24 protein-coding genes, 1 tRNA gene and 1 other RNA gene are annotated in these 22,260 nt (G+C 69.6%); 15 read left to right on the plus strand and 11 right to left on the minus strand.

Annotated elements, in window-relative coordinates; genetic code table 11:
• Positions 1 to 38: 38 nt before the first annotated feature.
• The 3 genes from msrA to ACXJ3V_RS05230 form a co-directional block, all read right to left on the minus strand.
• On the minus strand, positions 39 to 593 hold the full coding sequence (msrA, locus tag ACXJ3V_RS05220; RefSeq protein WP_457099200.1) for a peptide-methionine (S)-S-oxide reductase MsrA: 555 nt from the start codon (positions 591 to 593) through the stop codon (positions 39 to 41).
• Complete coding sequence (gene msrB, locus ACXJ3V_RS05225) at positions 590 to 1,078, minus strand: peptide-methionine (R)-S-oxide reductase MsrB (protein WP_457099201.1); 489 nt, start codon at positions 1,076 to 1,078, stop codon at positions 590 to 592. The genes msrA and msrB overlap by 4 nt, the downstream gene beginning before the upstream one ends.
• Positions 1,079 to 1,193: 115 nt before the next feature.
• Complete coding sequence (locus tag ACXJ3V_RS05230; protein WP_457099202.1) at positions 1,194 to 1,766, minus strand: DUF2510 domain-containing protein; 573 nt, start codon at positions 1,764 to 1,766, stop codon at positions 1,194 to 1,196.
• 86 nt (positions 1,767 to 1,852) lie between these two features.
• On the opposite strand from ACXJ3V_RS05230, the gene ACXJ3V_RS05235 reads away from it, so the two are divergent.
• A complete protein-coding gene (locus ACXJ3V_RS05235) occupies positions 1,853 to 2,782 on the plus strand; it encodes a squalene cyclase (RefSeq protein WP_457099203.1) in 930 nt (309 codons plus the stop codon).
• Positions 2,783 to 2,788: 6 nt separating this feature from the next.
• Here the strand turns inward: ACXJ3V_RS05235 and ACXJ3V_RS05240 are convergent, their stop codons facing one another.
• Together ACXJ3V_RS05240 and ACXJ3V_RS05245 are read right to left on the minus strand one after the other, a co-directional pair.
• Positions 2,789 to 3,214 (minus strand): TA system VapC family ribonuclease toxin, encoded by a 426-nt coding sequence (locus tag ACXJ3V_RS05240; RefSeq protein WP_457099204.1) that lies wholly within the window; start codon positions 3,212 to 3,214, stop codon positions 2,789 to 2,791.
• Positions 3,211 to 3,462, minus strand: coding sequence for an antitoxin (locus tag ACXJ3V_RS05245; protein WP_457099205.1), 252 nt, complete (start codon positions 3,460 to 3,462; stop codon positions 3,211 to 3,213). The genes ACXJ3V_RS05240 and ACXJ3V_RS05245 overlap by 4 nt, the downstream gene beginning before the upstream one ends.
• Before the next feature lie 133 nt (positions 3,463 to 3,595).
• Between ACXJ3V_RS05245 and ACXJ3V_RS05250 the strand changes: the two genes are divergently transcribed.
• Positions 3,596 to 4,111 carry a hemerythrin domain-containing protein gene (locus tag ACXJ3V_RS05250; RefSeq protein WP_457099206.1) on the plus strand — a complete coding sequence of 172 codons (516 nt, stop codon included), beginning with the start codon at positions 3,596 to 3,598 and terminating at the stop codon, positions 4,109 to 4,111.
• A 15-nt stretch (positions 4,112 to 4,126) separates the two neighbouring features.
• On the opposite strand, the gene ACXJ3V_RS05255 is transcribed toward ACXJ3V_RS05250, so the two are convergent.
• Positions 4,127 to 5,080 carry an ADP-ribosylglycohydrolase family protein gene (locus tag ACXJ3V_RS05255; protein WP_457099207.1) on the minus strand — a complete coding sequence of 318 codons (954 nt, stop codon included), beginning with the start codon at positions 5,078 to 5,080 and terminating at the stop codon, positions 4,127 to 4,129.
• A 55-nt stretch (positions 5,081 to 5,135) separates the two neighbouring features.
• On the opposite strand from ACXJ3V_RS05255, the gene ACXJ3V_RS05260 reads away from it, so the two are divergent.
• Positions 5,136 to 5,804 (plus strand): NUDIX hydrolase, encoded by a 669-nt coding sequence (locus ACXJ3V_RS05260; protein WP_457099208.1) that lies wholly within the window; start codon positions 5,136 to 5,138, stop codon positions 5,802 to 5,804.
• Between the two features lie 4 nt (positions 5,805 to 5,808).
• Entirely contained in the window at positions 5,809 to 6,531 is a 723-nt protein-coding gene (locus tag ACXJ3V_RS05265) for an NUDIX hydrolase (RefSeq protein ID WP_457099209.1), read from the plus strand.
• A gap of 15 nt (positions 6,532 to 6,546) precedes the next feature.
• Here ACXJ3V_RS05265 and ACXJ3V_RS05270 read toward each other — a convergent pair whose 3' ends face one another.
• A complete protein-coding gene (locus ACXJ3V_RS05270) occupies positions 6,547 to 7,584 on the minus strand; it encodes a serine hydrolase domain-containing protein (RefSeq protein ID WP_457099210.1) in 1,038 nt (345 codons plus the stop codon).
• A gap of 84 nt (positions 7,585 to 7,668) precedes the next feature.
• Here ACXJ3V_RS05270 and ACXJ3V_RS05275 point away from each other — a divergent pair, with 84 nt between their 5' ends.
• The 6 genes from ACXJ3V_RS05275 (at position 7,669) to ACXJ3V_RS05300 (ending at position 10,294) form a co-directional block, all read left to right on the plus strand.
• On the plus strand, positions 7,669 to 7,851 hold the full coding sequence (locus ACXJ3V_RS05275) for a hypothetical protein (RefSeq protein WP_457099211.1): 183 nt from the start codon (positions 7,669 to 7,671) through the stop codon (positions 7,849 to 7,851).
• Positions 7,848 to 8,033 (plus strand): hypothetical protein, encoded by a 186-nt coding sequence (locus ACXJ3V_RS05280; protein ID WP_457099212.1) that lies wholly within the window; start codon positions 7,848 to 7,850, stop codon positions 8,031 to 8,033. Before ACXJ3V_RS05275 ends, ACXJ3V_RS05280 begins: the two co-directional genes overlap by 4 nt.
• Positions 8,034 to 8,095: 62 nt before the next feature.
• Positions 8,096 to 8,608, plus strand: coding sequence for a bifunctional nuclease family protein (locus ACXJ3V_RS05285; RefSeq protein ID WP_457099213.1), 513 nt, complete (start codon positions 8,096 to 8,098; stop codon positions 8,606 to 8,608).
• A gap of 12 nt (positions 8,609 to 8,620) precedes the next feature.
• Positions 8,621 to 9,076: a hypothetical protein gene (locus ACXJ3V_RS05290; protein WP_457099214.1), complete on the plus strand. Its 456-nt coding sequence runs from the start codon at positions 8,621 to 8,623 to the stop codon at positions 9,074 to 9,076.
• Positions 9,073 to 9,588: a glycine cleavage system protein R gene (locus tag ACXJ3V_RS05295; protein ID WP_457099215.1), complete on the plus strand. Its 516-nt coding sequence runs from the start codon at positions 9,073 to 9,075 to the stop codon at positions 9,586 to 9,588. Before ACXJ3V_RS05290 ends, ACXJ3V_RS05295 begins: the two co-directional genes overlap by 4 nt.
• Positions 9,589 to 9,631: 43 nt before the next feature.
• Positions 9,632 to 10,294 carry a dihydrofolate reductase family protein gene (locus tag ACXJ3V_RS05300; RefSeq protein WP_457099216.1) on the plus strand — a complete coding sequence of 221 codons (663 nt, stop codon included), beginning with the start codon at positions 9,632 to 9,634 and terminating at the stop codon, positions 10,292 to 10,294.
• A 49-nt stretch (positions 10,295 to 10,343) separates the two neighbouring features.
• Here ACXJ3V_RS05300 and ACXJ3V_RS05305 read toward each other — a convergent pair.
• The 4 genes from ACXJ3V_RS05305 to ACXJ3V_RS05320 form a co-directional block, all read right to left on the minus strand.
• A tRNA-Ser gene (locus tag ACXJ3V_RS05305) sits at positions 10,344 to 10,431 on the minus strand.
• 91 nt (positions 10,432 to 10,522) lie between these two features.
• Entirely contained in the window at positions 10,523 to 12,850 is a 2,328-nt protein-coding gene (locus ACXJ3V_RS05310) for a transglutaminase family protein (protein WP_457099217.1), read from the minus strand.
• Entirely contained in the window at positions 12,837 to 14,084 is a 1,248-nt protein-coding gene (locus ACXJ3V_RS05315; protein WP_457099218.1) for a DUF58 domain-containing protein, read from the minus strand. The genes ACXJ3V_RS05310 and ACXJ3V_RS05315 overlap by 14 nt, the downstream gene beginning before the upstream one ends.
• 21 nt (positions 14,085 to 14,105) lie before the next feature.
• Positions 14,106 to 15,122: an AAA family ATPase gene (locus ACXJ3V_RS05320; RefSeq protein ID WP_457099219.1), complete on the minus strand. Its 1,017-nt coding sequence runs from the start codon at positions 15,120 to 15,122 to the stop codon at positions 14,106 to 14,108.
• A 148-nt stretch (positions 15,123 to 15,270) separates the two neighbouring features.
• Here ACXJ3V_RS05320 and ffs point away from each other — a divergent pair.
• From ffs to ACXJ3V_RS05345, 5 genes are all read left to right on the plus strand, one after another.
• An RNA gene (ffs, locus tag ACXJ3V_RS05325) (signal recognition particle sRNA small type) lies at positions 15,271 to 15,367 on the plus strand.
• A 91-nt stretch (positions 15,368 to 15,458) separates the two neighbouring features.
• Positions 15,459 to 17,603 (plus strand): phosphate acetyltransferase, encoded by a 2,145-nt coding sequence (pta, locus tag ACXJ3V_RS05330; protein ID WP_457099220.1) that lies wholly within the window; start codon positions 15,459 to 15,461, stop codon positions 17,601 to 17,603.
• Positions 17,600 to 18,823: an acetate/propionate family kinase gene (locus tag ACXJ3V_RS05335; RefSeq protein WP_457099221.1), complete on the plus strand. Its 1,224-nt coding sequence runs from the start codon at positions 17,600 to 17,602 to the stop codon at positions 18,821 to 18,823. Before pta ends, ACXJ3V_RS05335 begins: the two co-directional genes overlap by 4 nt.
• A gap of 132 nt (positions 18,824 to 18,955) precedes the next feature.
• The gene (locus ACXJ3V_RS05340; protein WP_457099222.1) at positions 18,956 to 19,687 is read left to right on the plus strand and encodes an HAD family hydrolase; all 732 of its coding nucleotides are present in this window, start codon (positions 18,956 to 18,958) and stop codon (positions 19,685 to 19,687) included.
• The gene (locus ACXJ3V_RS05345) at positions 19,684 to 22,209 is read left to right on the plus strand and encodes a glycoside hydrolase family 65 protein (protein WP_457099223.1); all 2,526 of its coding nucleotides are present in this window, start codon (positions 19,684 to 19,686) and stop codon (positions 22,207 to 22,209) included. The genes ACXJ3V_RS05340 and ACXJ3V_RS05345 overlap by 4 nt, the downstream gene beginning before the upstream one ends.
• Positions 22,210 to 22,260: the final 51 nt, after the last annotated feature.

Consider the following 22,260-nt stretch of genomic DNA (forward strand, 5'->3'; position numbering starts at 1 on the left):
CGAGACCCGTCGGGCCCCGGCATCCGTCATCGCGTCGACTAGACGGTCGCGTCGGAGCGCTTGGGCAGCACCCATCCCGCGCGCGGGAAGTGGCACGTGTACCCGTTCGGGTACGTGATCAGGTAGTCCTGGTGCTCGGGCTCTGCCTCCCAGAACGGACCGGCGGGCTCGATCGTGGTGACCGCCTTAGCGGGCCACAGGCCCGACGCGTCGACGTCGGCGATCGTGTCCCGGGCGACCTGCTCCTGCTCGGGCGAGAGCGGGAAGATGGTCGACCGGTAGCTCGACCCGATGTCGTTGCCCTGACGGTTCATGGTCGACGGGTCGTGGATCTGGAAGAAGAATGCCAGGATGTCGCGGAACGACGTCTTGGTGGGGTCGAAGACGATCTCGACCGCCTCGGCGTGACCGGGGTGGTGCCGATACGTGGCGTGGTCGTTCTTGCCGCCGGTGTACCCGACGCGGGTGTCGAGCACGCCGGGCTGGCGGCGGATGAGATCCTCCATGCCCCAGAAGCAGCCGCCCGCGAGGACGGCGGTCTCGGTGCCCGGGGTCTGGGTGATGATGCCGGTGTCGGTCCTGCCACTGGTCATGATGCGTGCTCCTCGGTGTTGGTGCTGGTGGTGCTGTCGGTGTTGTCGAAGAGGCTCAGGTACTCGCCATACCCCTGCTCCTCGAGCTCGGCGACGGCGACGAAGCGCAGAGACGCCGAATTCATGCAGTATCTCAGGCCTCCGGCCTGGCGCGGCCCGTCCTTGAAGACGTGCCCCAGGTGACTCTCGGCGGCCGACGAGCGCACCTCGGTGCGCGGCATCAGGAGCTTCCAGTCAGTCTTGGTGGTGACCGCGTCCGGGGCGATCGGCCGGGTGAAGCTCGGCCAGCCGGTGCCGCTGTCGTACTTGTCGAGTGACGAGAACAGGGGCTCGCCCGAGACCACGTCGACGTAGATGCCGGCCTCGTGGTTGTTCCAGTACTCGTTGCGGAACGGCGGCTCGGTGCCCGCGTTCTGGGTCACCTGGTACTGGGTGTCGGTGAGGCGCTCGAGCGCCTCGGGGGTCTTGCGGTAGTCGGTGCTCACTGGGTGGTCCCTCCTGGATCGGCGCTGCTGGCTGCGGCGCCATAGAGAAGAACGGATGCCGCGCTGCTTTTGGTCCCGCGAACCTGGGGACGCGCTGTGAGTTCCTCTGGTCCGATCACCGGTAACGGTAATGCTCCGAGACCTGGTTGATCCAGGTCGCGAACTGCCGGGCCTCGGCATCCTGTCCCGGGGGAACGGCGGTGAGCCAGGTCTGTCCCGCCACCTCGATGAGGAGGTAGGTCGCCTCGGCCCGCACCGAGCGCTTGAGCAGATGCGGGGTGATCGGGCCCGAGGGTCCGAAGAGCGTCCGGGCGACCGCGGGCTTCTGGAGCCGACCGCGCTTGAGCAGCTCAGCCCCCGTCACCTGCACCGCACCGGCGCCGGTGACCGGCTGACTCAGCGCGCCGAAGTGGATCCAGCGCCCATCGATGACGATGCCCGCGAGCGACCGCTCGTCGCCGCTGAACTTGGCCGCGTCCGTCCAGCGGGTGCCGTCCCACCAACGCTCGCGACCACGACCGTCGTCGTACCAGCCCGCTCGGGCCGGAGCGCGACCCGGTGTCGCCTCATCCGCGTGCAGGGCGATGTCCCGCTCGCTGAGGTCGACGTAGTGCTCCGTCCAGCGCGCTCCGTCCCACCAGCGCTGCCTGCCGGAGCCGTCGTCGTACCAGCCCGCTTCGGTAGCCATGCATCGAGCGTACGACGGGTGGGTTCGATCGGCGCGGGGTAGAGGCATCCGTGGCGCATGTCGGCCGTGCGATCTAGCGTGGGCGAATGGACGTGATGGCCTGGCTGCTCGACTCCGATCCGACGCTGCGCTGGCAGGTGGAGCGCGACCTCGTCGGAGCGCCGCCGGAGGTCTGGCAGGCGACCCGGGCACGCATCGCGATCGAGGGGAATGGCGCCGCTCTGCTTGCCCACCAGGATCCCGATGGGCAGTGGGCGGGTGGGGCGTTCTTCCCCGCTGACATGACCAACGACGAAGAGGGTCAGCCATGGACCGCGACCACCTGGTCGCTCACCGCGCTGCGCGAATGGGGGATGGATGCCGCGGCCCTCGCCGGCACCGCCGCCAAGATCGCGGCCAACTCGCGGTGGGAGTACGACGACCTGCCTTACTGGGACGGCGAGGTGGATGTCTGCATCAACGCGATGACCCTCGCGAACGGCGCGTGGCTCGGCGCCGACGTGAGTGCGCTCGCCGCATGGTTTCCCGAGCACCAGCTCGCCGACGGCGGGTGGAACTGCGAATGGATCGAGGGCTCCACCCGATCGTCGTTCCACTCCACGATCAATGCCCTCCGCGGCATCCTTGCGTACGAGGAGATCGCCGGCAGCACGCCGGAGCTGCGCGCGGCTCGCAAGCGGGGCGAGGAGTATCTGCTCGAGCGCCGGCTGCGCTATCGGCTGTCCGATGGCGAGCAGGTCACGCGCTGGGCGACCGTGATCCTATGGCCGTATCGGGCGCCGTTCACGGCGCTGAAGGCCGTCGACTACTTCACCCAGGCCGCACGTCGTGATGGAGTGCCCCTCGATCCGCGCGTGGACGAGACTCTCGAGCTGGTGCGCTCCCGTCGTCAGCCCGACGGCACGTGGCTGCAGGAGGACATCGTTCCCGGTCGGGTGTGGTTCCCGATGGACGTTCCGCCGGGCGAGCCGTCGAAGTGGGTGACGTTCCTCGCCCTGAGGGCCTTGGGGGAGTGACCCCGGCTACTCGGGCCGCATCCAGTCGACCCCGTCGAACCGCCCGAAGTCGCTGTCGAACGTGACGACTGTTGCCCGATGCTGGAGTGCGAGCGCGGCGAGATGCGCGTCGGTGACGAGGTTGCCGCCGGATCCCGTGTGGGTGAGCAGCTCGCGCATCCGTTCGAGATGCCCACTCGCCGGCTCCGGCGTGATCACGTTCGGCTGCGACATCCAGCTCCCGACGATGTCGAGGGCATCGTCGACGGAGAGCGGGTTCTCATAGACCCGCGCGCTGGTCGTGAGGCGCACGAATGCGAGCGCGCACACCCACGGCAGCATGACCGTGTCGGCCCCCGAGAGGGCGCGATCGAGCCAGCGCTTCGCCTGCTGGTGGTGGCGGGCATCCGCGTCCACCGCGTAGAGCAGCACGTTCGCGTCGATGAGCTTCATTTGCCGAGCTCCCGCTTGTGCAGGAGCGCTTCGTCCTCCAGATCGGATGCCGCGCCCAGCGCCCGATCGAGGGGAATGCGCGCCCGGCCCAGGCGTCGCACCGGCGTCTCGTAGGCGGTGCGCGGTCGTGGGGCCAGACCGTCGACGATTGCGGCGTTCACTGCGTCTTTGAAAGACAGTCCGCGCTCTCGCATCACCCGGCGCACCAGGGCATCGGCCTCAGGTGTCAGCGTGATGGTTGTGCGCATCCTGCATCATAACATCAGGCTCCGTGATGCAGTGATGCCTCGATGTGATCGCGCGACTCTTCGACGGGGTCAGAACAGTTCCCAGGAGCCAGCGCCGCGGCTTGGGCGGGGGAGGAGCGCCGACGCGCCGCGGGTGAAGGAGATCGCGGTCGACATCGGCTTCGCCGTGCCCCAGAGTGGGGGAGTGGGCAACAGCGAACGGGCGAGACTCATCGCGTGGGACGCCGAGCTTCGCACCGCGCACGAGCGTCTGCGCGCCGCGCTGCAGGTCGCGCGCTCCGGCCTCGAATCCGACCCGGAATCGGTGACCCGCGATCTGCTCCTCTACTGCCATGGGTTCTGCGTCGCCCTCGGCACACACCACGTCGGCGAGGACGCCGGGCTGTTCCCCGAGCTCAAGGCGCGGCATCCGGACCTTCGTCCCGTGATCGCGAAGCTCGAGCAGGATCACGGCATGATCGGCCATCTGCTGGCGCAGCTCGATCACGCGCTGCAGTCGGGCGAGCCCGGCGCGGTGCTCCGCCGGCACCTCGATGGCATCGGCGCGATCATGGAGTCGCACTTCCGCTACGAGGAGCGCGAACTGCTCGGTGCGCTCGAAGTGCTGGAGCTGGATGCCGATCCCTCCAGGGTCTTCGGCCCGCTGTAGTCCGGGCGGTGCCGTCTAGCGTTCGAGCGTCTCGTGGCGCGCGGCGAGTCCGGCGAGCCTGGTCAGCTCTTCTGCGTCGATGCCGGGCCACCCGTGCAGCCGGCGCTTCCAGCCGAGGGGCACCGCGCTGCCGCCGTGCACCGCGCCCGCGAGCGACCCCGCGATCGCCGCCACGGTGTCGGTATCGCCACCGCCGCGCACGGCTCGCTCGAGCGCGTCCGTCAGCGACGCCGCTCCACTGACCGCAGCAAGCGCGGCTTGGAATGCCCGCACCACCCAGCCGTTCCCGGACTGGAAATCGCGCGGATGGATGCCCGATGCCAGAGCTTCATCGATCAGGCTCGTCCAGCGGGCCCGACGCCCGGCCGGGATCAGCGCCACCTGCGCGCGGACATCCAGCTCGCCGGTGAGGATCGCGTGCCGGATCGCGAGGCACCAGATCGCACATGCGTCGACGTTGTCGTCCTCCCAGTGGGTCAGCTGCGCGACCCGACCTGCGGCCGCGACCAGTTCCCCGGGCGAGCGGTCGAGGTAGCCGAGGGCGACCGGGCCCGTGCGCATGAGCGATCCGTTTCCGGCGCTGCGCCCGGTCGACTCATGCACAGCACGCGAGCGGGCGAGCGCTGCGTCGGCGGTCGTGTCGGTGAGGTGCGAGAGGATGCCGCGGGTCTGGGTGCCGACATCCTTCGCTGTCCGCGACCAATCGCGCCAGCGGGTGACGATCTCGTCGAGTGCGGCGGAGTCCTCGAGGGTGCGGCCATCCGCGAGCACCTGGAGGATCGGCAGGGCCATGCTGGTGTCGTCGGTCCATTCGCCGACGTCGTGGCCGAAGCATCCGATTCCGAACTCCGGCGTCACGGCGTCGTCCAGTGCGGGGCCGAACTCGTAGTGCGATCCGAGCGCGTCGCCCGCGGCGGAGGCGAGGACGGCGCCGACAGCGCGGTCGAGCTGCTGGGCGGTTGATTCCATGCGTTCAGCATCTCAGACGCCTCCGACATTGCGCAGTTCAGCGTAAAATCGGCCTGTGACCTACCGCGACGGCTCGGGCCGGACCCTTGGGGATTACCCGCGGCCCTCGGTGGCGACCGACACCGCGGTGCTGACGATCTCCGGCGGGCGCCTGTGCGTCCTGTTGACGCTGACGAACGACGCGGCTCGCGGCGGCACCCCGGAGTGGCGGCTTCCTGGCACCTTCCTCCATCCCGGCGAGACGCTTGCGGATGCCGTGCGGCGCTCGCTCCAGGACAAGGCGGGGATCGTCGGGCTCGAGCCACGGCAGCTGCACGTCTTCGACGAGCCGGGCCGCGACGATCGCGGATGGGTGCTCAGCGTCGCGCACTACGACGTCGTGCGAGAGGAGCGGATGCCGGCATCCGACCGGACCCGGATCGTCGACGTCGACGCCCTGCCGGTTCTGGAATACGACCACGCGAAGATCATCGCGTTCGCAGTCGTTGCCCTGCGTGCCGAGTATCGGCGCGCACCCGACCCCGCAGGATTCCTTCCCGAACCGTTCACGATCCGCAGGCTGCGCCAAGTGCACGAGGCGGTGGCCGGGGAGCGGCTGCTGCCCGACACGTTCCGGCGCACCATGCTCGCCGGGCTCGAGCCCACCGGTGACCTGTTCAGCGAAGGGCGCGGCCGACCGGCCGAGCTCTACCGGCGCCCGGCCCCCGAACCCGGCGTAGCCTGAACGAATGCCTGCCGAAATCTCCGTCCAGAGCGCGCGGGCGCAGCTCCTCGCACTCGCCGATGCCGTGGCTGCGGGCAGCGGCGTCGGTCTTCTCCCCCGGATCGCAGAGCTGCCCGAGGCGGCGGATTCGCGCCCGGCGGCGGTGCTCATCCTCTTCGGAGTGCTCGACGCGCTTCCCAGCGATCACGACGCTCATGCGAGTGCGGTGTCCCGCGATCTCGACGTGCTGCTCCTGGCGCGTGCGTCGACGCTCCGTTCGCACCCCGGGCAGGTCGCGTTCCCAGGCGGACGGGTCGATCCCGAGGACGACGGTCTCGTCGCGGCTGCTCTCCGCGAGGCTCGGGAGGAGACGGGTCTCGACCCCGCGGGCGTCGAGGTGCTGGGCATGCTCGAACCCATTCCGCTGGCGTATTCGCAGCACCTCGTGACTCCGGTGCTCGGGTGGTGGCGGCATCCGTCCCCCGTGCACGTCGTCGACGAAGCCGAATCGTCGGATGTGTTCCGCGCGCCGGTGGCCGATCTGCTCGACCCCGCGCACCGCGGGTCGACGGTCATCCGCCGCGACGGACAGGAGTGGCGCGGCCCCGGCTTTCTCGTGCCGCACGCGGGCGGTGAGCATCTGGTGTGGGGCTTCACTGGCATGCTGCTCGATGCGATGTTCGATCACCTGGGTTGGACCGAGCCCTGGGACGAGACCCGCGAGCTACCGCTCGTGCTGCCGGACTGACGGCCTGAATACGCCTCACCCCCCTGCGCCGCCACCTCCATCCGCGCCGAGACGGTCGATGGCATCGGTGACGGCCCGGACGACCGGCCAGGCCCCCTCGGAGCTGTTGCCGAGCACCGACGCCGTGGTGGCGGATGCCGGGAGGTGCGTCGACTGGAACGACACGCCGGCGTCGTACCCTTCGATCAGCACGGCCGGCGCGGTCGCGTGCAGGAAGAAGCCCATCCCGCAGCGCATGCCCTCATCGGGAACGTGGCGGGGCCGGACCATCTCGGCGACCACGGCGGGCGAGACGATCTGCCCGGCGAACAGCGCTCGCCAGAACCCATGCAGGTCCGCCGCGGTCGTGAACGCGCCGCCGTCTCCGCTGCCGAGCACGGGGAGGTTCAGCGTGTTGACCCGGTCGCCCTCGTCGAAGAGGTAGCCGAGGGCCGCTCGGCGGGGCAGCTCATCCAGTCGCAGGAAGTCGGTGCTCTGCAGGCCCGCCGGCGCGAACACGAGGCGGCGCACGACGTCGTGGTAGATCTCCCGGGTCACCCGCTCGAGGATGATCGCGAGCACGACGTAGCTGCCGTTGCAATATGCCCAGCGCTCGCCCGGGGCGAAGCTCTGCTCGAACCCGTCGACGAGCGGCAGGAACGCCTCGGCCGTCGTGAGGGTGTGCACGGGCACGGAGAGGACGTAGTCGGACGGCTCCCACTCGGCTTCTTCGTCGAGATAGTCGCCGATGCCGGACGTGTGGGTGAGCAGGTGCTCGATCGTGACGGCATCGTCGATCTCGGGAAGGTCCGTGCCGAGGATCTGGCGCGCAGGCGTGTCGAGGCTCAGGTTGCCGTCCTCGACGAGTCGCATGATCGCCAGCGCCGTGAACGCCTTGCTGCCGCTGGCGATGCCGAACTGCGTGTCGACGGTGTTGGGCACTTCGAGGGCGCGATGGGCGAATCCGCTGGCGCGCTCGAAGATCCTCTCGTCGGCGGAATCCACGGCGACCACGCCGGTGAAAGCCCGCTCGGCGACGGCGGTCTCGATCGATTCGGGGTCGAGGGTCAGCATGTGTCCTCCTCGCGATGGGTGTGGAACCAGTCAACTCCCTCAACGCATCTTCCGCTCGGCCACCGCTGGACGTAGGTTCGGCTCGTGACCGATCGCGCGGTGCCGAACCTTCCTTCTCGTTCGTTCGATGCGACGGTCGACTTCTACGGCGGCTTCGGGTTCGAGGTGGCGTATCGCGACGGAGGATGGCTCATCCTCGGTCGCGGCACGGTCGTGCTGGAGTTCTTCCTGCCCCCGAGCACGACCCGTACTCGAGCTGGTTCATGACGAGCATCCGCGTGCACGACCTCGAGGAACTGTTCACGGCGGTCCGTCGGAGCGGAGTGCCCGAGACGCCGACCGGGATGCCGCGGCTCCTGCCGATCGCACTCCAGGAGTGGGGTCAGCGCGCCGGGTACCTGATCGACATCGACGGCACACAGCTGCACCTCATCGAAGACGGTGGCTGAGAGCCCAGCGCATCGCGCCCCGCGTGCCTACCATGGAAGTGCATCCGACCGGAGGAGCCGCCATGGTCGTCCAGGTACGCGTCCTCGGCCTCGCCCTCGACGAGGCGGGGCAGCACGTGCTGCTGGTCAAGCCGCTCGGCGAGCCGCCCGGCAGCGGCAGGATGCTGCCGATCTGGATCGGTTCCCTCGAGGCGACCTCGATCATGGTCGCGCTGCAGGGCACCCCGGTCCCGCGCCCGCTCGCCCACGATCTGATGCGATCGCTGCTCGAAGGGGCGGGGGCAGAGGTGCAGCGCGTCGAGGTCACGCGCATCGACGAGGGCACTTACTACGCCGAGATCACCCTCCTGACGGCGCTCGGCACCCGCACCGTGGACGCGCGGCCGTCGGATGCCGTGGCGCTCGCCACCCGCGTCGGTGCGCCGATCTGGGTGGCGGACGAAGTGATGGACGAAGCCGGCATCCCCGACATGACCACGGCGGACGATGACGATGAGGTGCCGGACGAAGAGGAGCGCGTCGACGAGTTCAAGCGGTTCCTGAACGACGTCGACCCCGAGGACTTCCGCGGCTGAGATGATCGGGCCATGGCCACGCGAACATTCGATCTCGACACCTCCGTAGGCGTTCCGCCTGCCGAGGCGATCGACTTCCTGCTGCGCCTCGACCAGCACCCGGGGCTGCATCCCTACTTCACGCACGCGGAGATCGTCGCGGAGGGATCGGATGCCGACGGGCCCTGGACGGACTGGAGAGTCACGGAGACGTCCCGGGTCGGCCCGTTCTCCTACCCGCTCCGCTTTCCGACGCGAACGAGCAGGACGACCGGCACCTCGATGACGAGCGTCGTCCGTCCGGCACCCGGATGCCGACTGGACATCACCGCTCGCGCGGTGAACGCCCCCGGCGGCGCGCGCGTCACGGAGACCGTCGCCGTCTCGGCGCCGCCGCCCCTGCTCGGCTACATGACCCGTCAGGCCGAGTTCGCCCGCGGTCGTCTGTACGAGCGGCTGTCCGATGCGCTCGGTACGCTGAGCCCATGACCACCCTCGTCCTGACCGTCGTCGGAGATGATCGCGCCGGGCTGGTGGCCGCGGTCGCCGGCGTCATCGACTCCCACGGCGGCAACTGGGAGAACAGCCAGCTCGCCGAGCTCGCCGGTGCCTTTGCGGGAATCATCGAGGTGTCGATCGCCGCCGACCGCGCCGAGGCGCTGCGCTCCGCCCTATCCGAGCTCGAAGGACTCGTGACGGTCGCGCTCCCTGCAGCGCCCACCGCGCCGACGGATGCCTCGCCCCCGCGCCGCTTCGTGTTCCAGGTGCTCGGCAACGACCATCCAGGGATCGTGCGCGAGCTGTCCGCGACCCTCGGCGGGCACGGCGTCAGCATCGACCGCATGACCACCGAGACGCGCGACGCAGCCATGGCGGGTGGGCGTCTGTTCGAGGCGACGATCGCGGCAAGTGTGCCGGCATCCGTCGACGTCGACGCGCTCACGGCCGAAGTGGAACGACTCGCGGCCGAACTCCAGGTCGACGTCACGCTGCTCGACTGAGACCACCCCACGCCGATCCATCATCCACCTGGGAGATTCACCGATGACCCGAGTCCGCGTCGACCTCAACATCTCACTCGACGGCTTCGCCACGACGACCGACCAGACGCCGGAGAACCCCTTCGGCGACGACTGGGGACGCCTCACCGACGCCTACGTCGCCACCCGTACGTTCCGCGAGCGCGTCCTGCATGACACCAGCGGCGCCGGCACGACCGGCGTCGACGACGAGTACGCCGCACGCTACTTCGAGGCCGTCGGCGCCGAGATCATGGGCGCCGCGATGTTCGGCCTGCACGAGCACCCCGACGATCCTGACTGGCGCGGCTGGTGGGGAGACGAGCCGCCGTTCCGGGTTCCCGTGTTCGTCCTCACCCACACGCCGCGAGCCTCGATCGAGATGGACGGCGGCACGACGTTCCACTTCCTGACCGCGTCTCCCGAAGAGGCGCTCGCGCGCGCTGTCGCGGTGGCGGATGGCGGCGATGTCCGCATCGGCGGGGGCCCGACCACCGTGCGCGAGTTCCTCCGAGCCGGGCTGGTGGATGATCTGCATGTCGCGATCGTCCCCATCCTGCTGGGCCGGGGCGTGCGTCTGTGGGACGACCTGCGGGGACTCGAGGCCGGCTGCCGGGTGACGTCGGAGTCGGCGCCGAGTGGAGTCACTCACGTCACGTTCCGCCGCGACCCACGTGAAAACGGCTGAGCTCCCGTCTCCGGGGACTCAGCCGTTCACGATGTCCTCGGACATCAAATGGCGGAGGATGGGGGATTCGAACCCCCGAGGGCTTGCACCCAACACGCTTTCCAAGCGTGCGCCATAGGCCACTAGGCGAATCCTCCTCGGCCCTCGCGGGCCGCAGACCATCTTATCCTGCCGGGCGCCGTCTTCCCGACGCGGGCCACCCCGACGCCGACCGCTTCCCGATGCGCGCTATCGCTCCCGCGCCGTCGCCCGCTCTGCCGCCGGTCCGGCACCCGCTGCGGCGTACACCGAACCGGGTCGCACGATGAGGGACCGCGGCGCGAAGACCGCGAGGAGCTGCCGAGCCCGCGGCGCCTCGCGGAAGAGTCCCCGGCACACGGCCGCGGCCGGGATCGAGGCATCCGTCCACCGTCGCCGCGCCGCACCTGGCGCGTAGCTGGCCCGCTCGATCGCGACCACGAGCTCTCGCATCGGCTCGGCCGGGGCCCCGTGCTCGCCCACCAGACGCGCGGCCAGCGCGCGCGGCGACTCGCTCCCGGGCGCCGCGATGCCGAGGTCGATCGCGGCGTCCTGCACCAGCACCCACGCCGCGGCGGCATCGCCATCGCGCGCCGCCTGCAGCAGTCGGCGTCCGCGGAAGGCTCGCAGGAGGGCCGGGATCGACAGGGCGAGGAGGATGCCGAAGATGATGCTGACGGTGGGCAGCGGGTCGACCCGGGGGACCGCGGAGCCGCTCTCGGCCGGTGCGCCGTCGAGTCCGTCATCCAGGGGATTCGCCGTCGCCCCCGATGCCGTGGGGCTCGGCGTCGACGTGACATCGGTCCCGGCGCCGAGATCTCCGAGGGTCGTCGATGCAGGAGAGAAGCTGGTCGGCACGCCGAGGCTGGCGGTGGGCTCGAACGGCACCCAGCCGACGCCGTTGAAGTACACCTCGGGCCAGGCGTGCAGCTGGCTGCTGAACACCGAATAGATGGTCTGCCCGCCGGTCTGCTCGCCGGTCTGCTCCGGGGTCTTCTCGGTCGTGGGGTTGCCGGGCAGATAGCCGACGACGATCCGAGTCGGCATGCCGAGGGTGCGCGCCATGAGCGCGAAGGCGGACGCGAAGTGCACGCAGTATCCCTGCTTCACCTCCAGGAACTTCGCGACCGCGTCGGCGCCGCTGCCGTCGAAGCCCTCTTCCACCGGCGCCTTGAGCGAGTAGCGGAAGTCGCTGCCACGGAACCAGCGCTGCAGGGCGATCAGCGCGTCGTAGTCCGTCGACGTGCCCGCGGTCACCGCCGCCGCCGTCTCCGCGATGATCGGCGGCAGGTCCGGCGGGAGCGCCGTCGTGTCGTCGCGGATCTGCGGTCCGCCGGCCTCGGCGACGCGGATCTGCTCCAGCGTGGGTCGGGGCACGTGGGTGACGACGTGATAGGTCTGGCCTCTGGTCGATCCGGACTGGCTGAGCACCGTGCGGTTGTACGGCACCACTTTCCACGTGCCGTCGAGTCCGGTGACGGCGACGGCCGGGAACGCGACCGGCAGCCACGAGGCGACGAGTTCGCGCACCTCGACCTCGGTGGTGTACTCCGACACCTTCACGCCCGAGGTGACCGCGACCTCGCTGAGCGCGTTGTCGCTGTCCAGCGGGACGGCTCGCATGCGATCGGGCTGCCAGACGGCTCCCGTGAACACCGAGAGCGTCGCGGCACGCAGGTAGGGCGGTGTCGGCGCATCCGTGTGCAGGCGCAGCGCTTCGGTGATGCGAGGCTGACGCAGGTCGTCGCCGAGCTGCAGCGTCACATCGATTCCCTGCCCGAGACCGGGCTGTCCTGCCACGATCGGCGTGGGCGGGGGGAGCAGGGGAGTGACCACGATCGCGACGACGATCGCGATCGCCCCGATCCCGAGTGCAGTGGCCGGTACGCCGGCGGCTCGGGATGCCTCGCGCGCGGCGGGCAGATCACGGGAGCGTGTCTCGGTCCTGATGAGGTACAGCACGGCGCCCGCCAGAAGGGCGAACGCCATGATGTCGACGCCCTGCGGCACGACGATCGAGGGGATGAGCGACACGGCGATCAGCCCGACGCCCGCGAGGAGCGGCATCCGGGCCGTCAGCACGACGTGGTCGACGATGATCGCCAGGAGAGCCGTCGCACCGACGATGAGGAACGCCAGCTCAGCGCTGACCGTCATCGGGGCCGACCCGAGATTGATGTCCTGGAACGCCGCTGCGAGGGCGTCAGGCACCTCCCGGGCAGTCGCCGGGGTGGGGATCAACCAGAGCAGGGCGGTCTCGCGGAAGAACACGCAGGTCAGGAAGAGCGCCCACAGGAGGATCTCGATCAGGCTCACCACCAGCGCGCGCAGCCCGATCCTGCGGCCGAAGTAGCCGGCCGCGAGCACGATCGCGGTGAGCAGCACGGCGGCGGGGAGCCACGGGCCGGGCTTGAGCACCGTCAGCAGCGGCAGCAGGGCGGCGAAGATCGCCAGGAGCACGCCGAGGCTCAGGGCGAGGTCGGCGCGCATCGGCGCGCGCTCGGCCGTCTGGTCGACGGTCCGGTCAGCGATGACCACTGCTCACCCCCCGATCCACCGTGCCGGTCCACGCGGCCCGAAGTTCGTCATCCGGACCGATCGTCGCCACCCGCCAGCCGAACTCGGCGGCCAGGTCCGCCGCCGCGCGCTCGGGGGCGACGGCGAAGAGCAGCGGAAGCGTGCAGTGATGCACGAGCGGCGCCAGGGTCTCGGCATCCGCGGAATCGAGTCGTCCGACGATCAGCACGAGCGGTCCGGTGGTCACGCCGTTGAACAGCCGGGCCAGCTGAGGCAGGTGGTCTTCGCGCCGTGCGGTGACGGTGGCGAAATGCGTGCGCAGATCCTCGACACCGCTCAGGTCGCCGCCTTCGATGCGATCGGCGAGGACGGTGCCGTCGGAATCGATGACGTCCACCGAGTAGCCGTCGACCACCAGCCGGGCGACCGCCGACACGCACGTCGTCACGGCCGACTCGAAGCCGGGATCGGCCCCGGTCGAACCCATCGCCTCGGCCGCCCATCGGCGAGCGCTGCGGTCGAGCACCACGACCGCTTCGGGGGTCGTCTCCTGCTCCTCCTGCCGCACCATGAGCTCGCCCCGGTGCGCGGACGCGCGCCAGTGGATGCGCCGCATCGAGTCGCCGGGCAGGTACAGCCGCGCGATGAGGTTGTCGGCGCCCTGGCCGAGCTGGTTGTTCTCGGTGTGCAGCGTTCCGCCGGTGTTGCCGAGCATGTCGGTCAGCGCGGACAGGTCGACGATCGCGGGTGCGACCGTGACAGCCGTGCGGTCGGTGAACACAGTGCGCCGCCGCACGAGTCCGAACGGATCGGTCGAGGTCACGATCAGGGGACCGGTGGGATGGATGCCGCGGCGCAGCCCGGTCACCGGATATTCGATGTCGACCGACCAGTCCGCGCGGCGAAGCGCTGAGCCGAGCGCTGGGAAGACCCCGTGCGGCCGGCCGTCGAGCCCCTTCGGCAGGGTGTCCTCCCACGTGCCCGGGGCAGTGGGCACGGGACTGCGGATGCCGACGTGCGCGGTCACGGTCGCCGACCGGCCGACCGTGACGACCTCCGGGTACAGCGACCGGGTGACGTTGTCGGTGCGCCGGGTGAGATGCAGCGACACGAGCCCCGCGACGAGCAGTGCGAGCAGCAGGAGCCCGAAGTACATCAGCACAGTGACGCCGAGTTCACTCGCCGCGATGAAGCAGCCGAGCGCGAGCAGCAGACCGCCCGTCCCACGGGCGGTGAACGGCCAGAGACGCTTCATCGGGTGCTCGCGGACGGCCGGCTACTGGCGTGCGGCGATGGGAACGCGCACGCTCTGCGCGATGCGTTCGAGGATCCCCACGATCGCATCAGCGCCCGATCGGGCACGAGCACCGCCGGCGGAGCGGGTCGGGATCAGGCGGTGGGCGAACACCTGGATGAGGAGGGCGGTGATGTCGTCCGGGATGACGAAGCCGCGCCCGTCGAGGGCGGCCCAGACCTTCGCGGCGCGCACGAGCTGCAGCGTCGCGCGGGGGCTTGCGCCCAGGCGCAGATCTGGGTGGGTGCGGGTCGCGTTCGCCAGGGCCACGGCGTAGTCCTCGATCGTCGGAGCGACATGCACCGCCCGCGCCCACGAGACCAGTTCGGCGACTTCGGCCGCCGACACCACAGGCACCAGCTCATCGAGCGGGTTGATCGCATCCCGCTGACGCAGCATGAGGGCTTCGGACTTCGCGTCCGGGTAGCCCATCGAGATGCGCATCATGAAGCGGTCTCGCTGCGCCTCCGGCAGGGCGTAGGTGCCCTCCATCTCCAGTGGGTTCTGGGTCGCCACCACAAGGAACGGGTCAGGCAGCAGGTGCGAGCGCCCGTCGACGGTCACCTGTCCCTCCTCCATGGCCTCCAGGAGCGCGGACTGCGTCTTGGGGGAGGAGCGGTTGATCTCGTCGGCGATCACGAGGTTCGCGAAGATCGCGCCGGGCTTGAACTCGAACTCGCGCTCGACCGGATTGAAGACGCTCACCCCGGTGATATCGCCGGGAAGCAGGTCGGGGGTGAACTGGATGCGCCGCACGGTGGCATCGACGGAGGCCGCGAGCGCCCGGGCGAGCATCGTCTTGCCGACACCTGGCACGTCCTCGATCAGGAGGTGCCCTTCCGCGAGGAGGCAGACCAGGGCGGACCGGACCGCTTCGGGCTTGCCGTCGATGACACTGCTCACCGAGGCGAGGATCTCCTCGGTCGCGCGGGCGAAGTCTTCGGCAGTGAGCTCGGCGACCGCGTCGGCCGAGGCATCCGTCATCGCAGTGTCCGCCATGGGACCCCCCTCGGTCCGTCCGTCGTTCCAGAGCGCCGTCGCTCACTTCTCTGATCGTAACAACCTGGTGACCGCCTGGCTCCTGGGAAGTGACCGGGCATCGAAGCGGCAGCGGTTCGGAGCATTCGCCGGGGCCGGGTAGACTTGTCTCAGCTCTCCGCGAGGCGGCATCCAGGCCAAATCCCCCAGGACGGAAACGTAGCAAGGGTAACCGGGCTCTGCCGGGTTCGCGGAGAGTCTTTCTTTGCCCGGAAACAGCCGACTTCGTGCTCTTTTCGGCGATTTCTCCGGGCTCGCTCCCTGGTTCGACCGGCGCCGCGCCCATAGGCTGAGCCCGTGGCGCAGAGCATCTACATCACTTCCGCAGAAGGTCATTCCGGAAAGTCGACGGTTGCGCTGGGGGTGCTCGAAGCGCTCAGTCGCGCGACCCCCCGGGTAGGCGTCTTCCGTCCTGTCGCCCGTTCCACCGCCGAACGCGACTACGTGCTGGAGATGCTCCTCGACCACGACGGGGTGGACCTCGACTACGACCTGTGCGTCGGCGTGTCCTACGACGACGTCCGCCAGGATCCGGATGCCGCGCTCGCGAAGATCGTCGAACGCTACAAGGCCGTCGAGTCGCGGTGCGACGCGGTCGTGATCGTCGGCAGCGACTACACCGACGTCGGCAGCCCCACCGAGCTCGGCTACAACGCCCGGATCGCGGCGAACCTGGGCGCCCCGGTGCTCCTCGTGCTCAGCGGCCGGGAAGGACAGGCCGAGCAGCTCGGCACGTCGCCGGCGCGCACCGCTGACGAGATGGGACAGCTGACCGCGCTGGCCCTCGCCGAGCTCACCCACGGCCGCGCCGGCCTGCTCGCGGTCGTCGCCAATCGTGCCGACCCCGAGCACCTGGTCGAGATCGTCACGCGGATCCAGGCGGTCGTCGACGCCGTGGAAGGCTCCGGCCACGCCGCCGCGGATCGGTCGATCGCCGTGTGGGCGCTCCCGGAAGATCGGCTCCTCGTCGCACCCTCGGTGCGCGAAGTAGTCCGCTCCGTCGGCGGCACCCTTCTCAAGGGCGACCAGGACCTCCTCACCAGAGAGGTGCTCGGGGTAGTGATCGGCGGCATGTCGATGGTCAACGTGCTGCCGCGCCTGTTCGACGGCGCACTCGTGATCATCCCGGCCGATCGCACCGAAGTGCTGCTGGCCGCCATCCTCGCCGACCGATCGGGAACCTTCCCGACGCTGTCGGGCATCATCCTGAACGGGCCTTTCGAGCTGCCCGAGGAGATCAACCGACTGATCGACGGGATCGGGGTCACGCTGCCGATCATCACGGCAGACCTCGACACCTACGAGACCGTCGTGAGCGTCATGGCCACCCGCGGGCGGCTCGCGGCGGACTCGCAGCGCCGGTACGACACGGCGCTCGGGATGTTCGACACGCACATCGACACCGAGAGGCTTGTCGAGTCCCTCGGCCTCGCGCACTCGGCGGTGGTCACCCCGCTCATGTTCGAGTACGCGCTGATGGACCGTGCTCGGTCCGACCGCAGGCGCATCGTCCTGCCCGAGGGGACCGACGATCGCGTGCTCCGCGCGGCCGCGAAGGTGCTTGCCCGCGGCATCGCGGATCTCACGATCCTCGGCGAGGAGATCGAGGTGCGCGGCCGCGCACTCGAACTCGGCATCGATCTGAGCGCGGCGGCGGTCCTGAGTCCCTTCGATGCCGTCCACGTCGACAAGTTCGCGCGTGAGTACGAGCGCCTGCGTGCCCACAAGGGCGTCACCTACGCGCAGGCCGCCGACTCGGTGACCGATGTCTCCTACTTCGGCACGCTCATGGTGCACCTCGGCCTCGCCGACGGCATGGTGTCCGGCGCAGCGCACACGACGGCGCACACGATCCGCCCCGCGTTCGAGATCATCAAGACCAAGCCCGGCGTCTCGGTGGTGTCGTCGGTCTTCCTGATGGCGCTCGCCGACCGCGTGCTCGTCTACGGCGACTGCGCGGTGATCCCCGACCCGACCGCGGCGCAGCTCGCCGACATCGCGATCTCATCGGCCGCGACCGCGGCGCAGTTCGGCATCGACCCGCGGGTGGCGATGCTCTCCTACTCGACCGGCGAGTCGGGATCGGGAGCCGACGTCGAGAAAGTGCGCGAGGCCACCGCTCTCGTGCGCGAGCGTGCACCCGAGCTGCTCGTCGAAGGTCCGATCCAGTACGACGCGGCAGCGGATGCCGCGGTCGCAAAGGCGAAGATGCCCGAATCCGCCGTGGCCGGGCGCGCCACCGTCTTCGTCTTCCCCGATCTGAACACGGGGAACAACACGTACAAGGCGGTGCAGCGATCGGCCGGCGCAGTCGCGATCGGTCCGGTGCTGCAGGGTCTGAACAAGCCGATCAACGATCTGTCGCGCGGGGCGCTCGTGGACGACATCGTCAACACCATCGCGATCACCGCGATCCAGGCCCAGGGGGAACATCCCGCATGAGTGTTGTGCTCGTCGTCAACAGCGGTTCGTCGTCGTTCAAATACCAGCTCATCGACATGGATGCCGAGGCCGTGCTGGCCTCGGGTCTGGTCGAGCGCATCGGCGAAGAGGTGGGCACCTCCAAGCACACGGTCACATCGGCCTCCCTCGGATCTGACGCCCCGGCCATGCTCGACGCCACCTACAAGCGGGAGCTGCCGATCCCCGATCACACCGCGGGGTTCCGGGTGATGCTCGACGCGTTCGCCGAGCACGGCCCCTCGCTGGACGACCGGGCACCGGTCGCGGTCGGGCACCGCGTCGTGCACGGTGGAGCCCGCTTCTTCGAGCCCACCCTTGTCACACCGCTCGTCGAGATCAACATCGACGAACTGTCCGTGCTCGCGCCGCTGCACAACCCCGGCGCGCTCCAGGGGATCCGGGCCGCAAAGGCCGCCTTCGCCGACCTGCCGCACGTCGCCATCTTCGACACCGCGTTCCACCAGACCCTGCCGCCGGCCGCGTACACCTACGCGATCGACCGGGAACTCGCCGAGACCCACCGCATCCGCCGCTACGGCTTCCACGGCACGAGCCACAAGTTCGTCTCCGAGGCCGCCGCGGCCTTCCTCGGCCGCCCCCTCGGAGAGCTCAAGCAAATCGTCTTCCACCTCGGCAACGGGGCCTCCGTCACCGCCGTCGACGGCGGGCGCTCCGTGGAGACCTCGATGGGGATGACCCCGCTCGAGGGGCTGGTCATGGGCACGCGGTCGGGCGACATCGACCCGGCGGTGCTGTTCCACCTCGCCCGCCGCGCGAACCTGTCCATCGACGACCTCGACGACCTCCTCAACAAGCGCAGCGGAGTGCTCGGCCTCGCCGGCGTCGCGGACATGCGTGACATCGAGATCGGCATGGAGAACGGGGATGCCGCGGCCACCCTCGCGATGGAGGTCTACCTGCATCGGCTCCGCGCCTACGCGGGCGCCTATCTCGCCCAGCTGGGCGGGGTCGATGTGATCTCGTTCACGGCCGGGGTCGGCGAGAACGCGCCCATCGTGCGCGCCGGCGCCCTTGCCACACTCGGGTTCGCCGGAGTCGAGATCGACCAGGAGCGCAACGATGCGCGCGGCCGCGGCATCCGGGTCATCTCGACGGATGCCTCGCCCGTGACGGTCCTCGTCGTGCCCACGAACGAGGAGCTCGAGATCGCCCGCCAGACCCTCGCGGTGGCGGTCTGATCCCGGCGCTCGGCGATCTTTCATCCATCCGTAACGTCGCCTCGCTGTGCCGCGCAACCCCCAGCAACTACGCTGGCACCACGCCGCGGAGACGAGCCGTTCCTTCGCCCTCGCACCCGATATGGAGGCTCCGTGCCCGCCGATGTGCCCCCCGACCTGACCTCGTACGACGCCGTGCTGTTCGACCTGGACGGGGTGCTGACGCCCACGGCCGAGGTGCACATGCACGCGTGGCAGACGATGTTCGAGGAGCTCTTCGCCGCATGGGAGATCGAGCCCCCCTATGCCGAGCGCGACTACTTCGAGTACCTCGACGGCAAGAAGCGCTATGACGGCGTCGCGAGCCTGCTGCGCAGCCGCGATGTCGAGCTGCCCTGGGGCGATCCGTCCGATGCGCCCGAGGTCGACACGGTGTGCGGGGTGGGAAACCGCAAGAACGTGGTCTTCGCCCGCGTGCTGCGGCGCGATGGCATCGCTCCCTACCCCGGCTCGATCGCGCTGCTCGAGGTGCTCGAGGCCGCCGGCACGCCCGTCGCAGTCGTGTCCAGCTCGAAGAACGCCGAAGAGGTGCTCGAGGCCGCCGGCATCCGTGACCGCTTCCCGATCGTGATGGACGGGGTCATCGCCGAGCGCGACCACCTCGCCTCCAAGCCCGCCCCGGATGTGTTCGTCGAAGCCGCACGGATGCTGGGGGTCGATCCAGCCCGCAGCGTCGCGGTCGAAGACGCTCTGAGCGGCGTGCAGTCCGCCGTCGCCGGCGGCTTCGGTCTCGTCGTCGGAGTGGACCGCGGCGTCGGCGCGGACGATCTGACCGCCGCCGGTGCCCACATCGTCGTTCAGGACCTGGAGGAGCTCGTCCCATGATCGATCGCGACCGTTTTCCCGTCGACCCATGGCGCCTCGTCGAGAAGTCGTTCAGCCTCGAAGACGCGGGCGTGACCGAGACCCTCTTCGCCGTCGGCAACGGCTACCTCGGGCTCCGAGGGAATCAGCCCGAGGGCCGGCACGCGCTCGAGCACGGCACGTTCATCAACGGCTTCCATGAGACGTTCCCGATCCGGCACGCCGAGCAGGCGTACGGATTCGCCGAGGTCGGCCAGACGATCATCAACGCGCCGGATGCGAAGGTGATGCGCGTCTACGTCGACGATGAGCCCCTGTCGTTCGATTTCGCCGACGTGCGCGAGTACGAGCGTTCGCTCGATCTGCGCGACGGGGTGCTGCGCCGACACCTCATCTGGGTGACGCCCTCCGGAAAGGAGGTGCGCATCGACTTCGAGCGGATGGTCTCGTTCGAAGAGAAGCACCTGGCGATCATGCGGGTCGATGTGACGGTGCTCAATGCCGACGCCCCGGTCACGGTCTCCTGCCAGATGATCAACCGGCAGGACGGCGAAGACGTCTACGGCGGGAGCCCAGTCGGAGGGAAGAAGCCGGGATTCGACCCCCGCAAGGCGGAGCGCATCCACCAGCGCGTGCTGCAGCCGCAGGAGTTCTGGCAGGACGGCGGTCGCTCCGCGCTGTCGTACCGGGTGACCGAATCGGGGATGACCATCGGTCTGGCGGCCGACCACGTCATCGAGACCGCCAACGAGTACTCGGCGCGCGCCTCGATCGAAGCCGACATCGCCAAGAACGTGTTCCGCGTGCAGGCCAGAGCGGGTGTGCCGATCCGGGTCACGAAGCTCGTGAGCTACCACACGTCCCGCGGCGTACCGGCGCGCGAACTCGTCGACCGCTGCCGTCGCACTCTCGACCGCGCCAAGATCGTCGGCGTCGATGCGCACTTTACGCAGCAGCGTGCCTGGCTCGACGACTTCTGGCATCGGTCCGATGTGCGCATCGCCGGCCATGACGAGCTCCAGCAGGCGACCCGCTGGTGCATGTTCCAGCTCGCGCAGGCGGCGGCGCGCGCCGACGGCCAGGGCGTGCCCGCGAAGGGCATGACCGGGTCGGGCTACAGCGGTCACTACTTCTGGGACACCGAGATCTACGTCCTGCCGTTCCTCATGTACACGACGCCGCTCTGGGCGCGCAACGCCCTGCGCATGCGGTATCTCATGCTCCCGGCCGCCCGTCGCCGTGCCCGTCAGCTCAATGAGGCGGGGGCGCTCTTCCCTTGGCGCACCATCAACGGCGAAGAGGCGTCCGCCTACTACGCCGCCGGCACCGCCCAGTACCACATCAACGCCGACGTGAGCTTCGCCCTCGCGAAGTACGTCCGCGCGACCGGCGACGTGGAATTCCTCCATCGGGAGGGCATCGACATGGCGGTCGAGACGGCGCGGCTGTGGAACTCGCTCGGCTTCTGGCGCACGAGCGACGGAGACACCGGCGGAGTGGAGACGTTCCACATCCACGGCGTGACCGGCCCGGACGAGTACACGACCGTGGTCAACGACAATCTGTTCACCAACGTCATGGCCCGCTTCAATCTGCGGTTCGCCGCACGCACGGTGCGCGAGATGGCGGATGACGCCCCCGAGGCGTATCGGCTCATGGTCGACCGCCTCGCCCTCGATCCCGGCGAGCCGGAGGCGTGGGAGCGCGCCGCAGAGGCGCTGCACATCCCCTACAGCGCGGCCCTCGGCATCCATCCGCAGGACGAGGTCTTCCTCGAGCGCGAGATCTGGGACCTCGAGAACACGCCGCCCGACAAGCGCCCGCTGCTGCTGCACTTCCACCCCCTGGTGATCTATCGGTATCAGGTGCTCAAGCAGGCGGATGTCGTGCTCGCGCTGTTCCTCCAGGGAAACCACTTCACCCAGGACGAGAAGCTCGCCGACTTCCAGTACTACGACCCGCTGACCACGGGCGACTCGACCCTGTCCGCGGTCGTGCAGGCGATCCTCGCGGCAGAGGTGGGCTACCAGGACCTCGCGCTGGACTACTTCCTGCAGTCGGCCTTCGTGGACCTCGGCGACCTGCACCACAACGCGTCTGATGGGGTGCACGTCGCCTCGGCGGGTGGAGTGTGGACCGCGGTGGTCGCCGGCTTCGGCGGCATGCGCGACCACTTCGGCAAGCTCACGTTCGACCCGCGGCTGCCCGCGTCGTGGGACGAGCTCGCCTACACGGTGCACTGGCACGGCACCCGCCTGGCCGTCGCCGTGAGCCGCAGCGAGCTGCGCATCGAGGCGGAAGGCGGCCTCGAGGTCGAGTTCGAGGTGCGTGGTGCCCCTTACCGGGTGTCTCCGGGTGAGACGGTGACGGTGCCGCTCGCCGATCAGGGGCCGGTGATCGCCGGTCGGCCATCGCTGATCGAGTTCGAAGACGCCCGCCGCGAAGACGGGACCATCCTGTCGGCCTCCGTGCCCACCGTGACGACGTCGATCACGATCATCACGGAGAACCCGGACGGCACCATCGATCCGATCGATGTGTGATCCGAGCGCGCGCACGGCCCGCCGGCATGTCGGCGCCACACCGTAGGGTGG

This window comes from Microbacterium sp. P5_E9 (assembly GCF_054049175.1).

Excerpts from the sequence above, each read along its gene's own strand:
- msrA (WP_457099200.1), bottom strand. The coding sequence starts at position 593 with ATGACCAGTGGCAGGACCGACACCGGCATCATCACCCAGACCCCGGGC.
- ACXJ3V_RS05230 (WP_457099202.1), bottom strand. The coding sequence starts at position 1,766 with ATGGCTACCGAAGCGGGCTGGTACGACGACGGCTCCGGCAGGCAGCGC.
- ACXJ3V_RS05235 (WP_457099203.1), top strand. The coding sequence starts at position 1,853 with ATGGACGTGATGGCCTGGCTGCTCGACTCCGATCCGACGCTGCGCTGG.
- ACXJ3V_RS05240 (WP_457099204.1), bottom strand. The coding sequence starts at position 3,214 with ATGAAGCTCATCGACGCGAACGTGCTGCTCTACGCGGTGGACGCGGAT.
- ACXJ3V_RS05245 (WP_457099205.1), bottom strand. The coding sequence starts at position 3,462 with ATGCGCACAACCATCACGCTGACACCTGAGGCCGATGCCCTGGTGCGC.
- ACXJ3V_RS05255 (WP_457099207.1), bottom strand. The coding sequence starts at position 5,080 with ATGGAATCAACCGCCCAGCAGCTCGACCGCGCTGTCGGCGCCGTCCTC.
- ACXJ3V_RS05265 (WP_457099209.1), top strand. The coding sequence starts at position 5,809 with ATGCCTGCCGAAATCTCCGTCCAGAGCGCGCGGGCGCAGCTCCTCGCA.
- ACXJ3V_RS05270 (WP_457099210.1), bottom strand. The coding sequence starts at position 7,584 with ATGCTGACCCTCGACCCCGAATCGATCGAGACCGCCGTCGCCGAGCGG.
- ACXJ3V_RS05280 (WP_457099212.1), top strand. The coding sequence starts at position 7,848 with ATGACGAGCATCCGCGTGCACGACCTCGAGGAACTGTTCACGGCGGTC.
- ACXJ3V_RS05285 (WP_457099213.1), top strand. The coding sequence starts at position 8,096 with ATGGTCGTCCAGGTACGCGTCCTCGGCCTCGCCCTCGACGAGGCGGGG.
- ACXJ3V_RS05290 (WP_457099214.1), top strand. The coding sequence starts at position 8,621 with ATGGCCACGCGAACATTCGATCTCGACACCTCCGTAGGCGTTCCGCCT.
- ACXJ3V_RS05295 (WP_457099215.1), top strand. The coding sequence starts at position 9,073 with ATGACCACCCTCGTCCTGACCGTCGTCGGAGATGATCGCGCCGGGCTG.
- ACXJ3V_RS05300 (WP_457099216.1), top strand. The coding sequence starts at position 9,632 with ATGACCCGAGTCCGCGTCGACCTCAACATCTCACTCGACGGCTTCGCC.
- ACXJ3V_RS05315 (WP_457099218.1), bottom strand. The coding sequence starts at position 14,084 with ATGAAGCGTCTCTGGCCGTTCACCGCCCGTGGGACGGGCGGTCTGCTG.
- ACXJ3V_RS05320 (WP_457099219.1), bottom strand. The coding sequence starts at position 15,122 with ATGGCGGACACTGCGATGACGGATGCCTCGGCCGACGCGGTCGCCGAG.
- ACXJ3V_RS05335 (WP_457099221.1), top strand. The coding sequence starts at position 17,600 with ATGAGTGTTGTGCTCGTCGTCAACAGCGGTTCGTCGTCGTTCAAATAC.
- ACXJ3V_RS05345 (WP_457099223.1), top strand. The coding sequence starts at position 19,684 with ATGATCGATCGCGACCGTTTTCCCGTCGACCCATGGCGCCTCGTCGAG.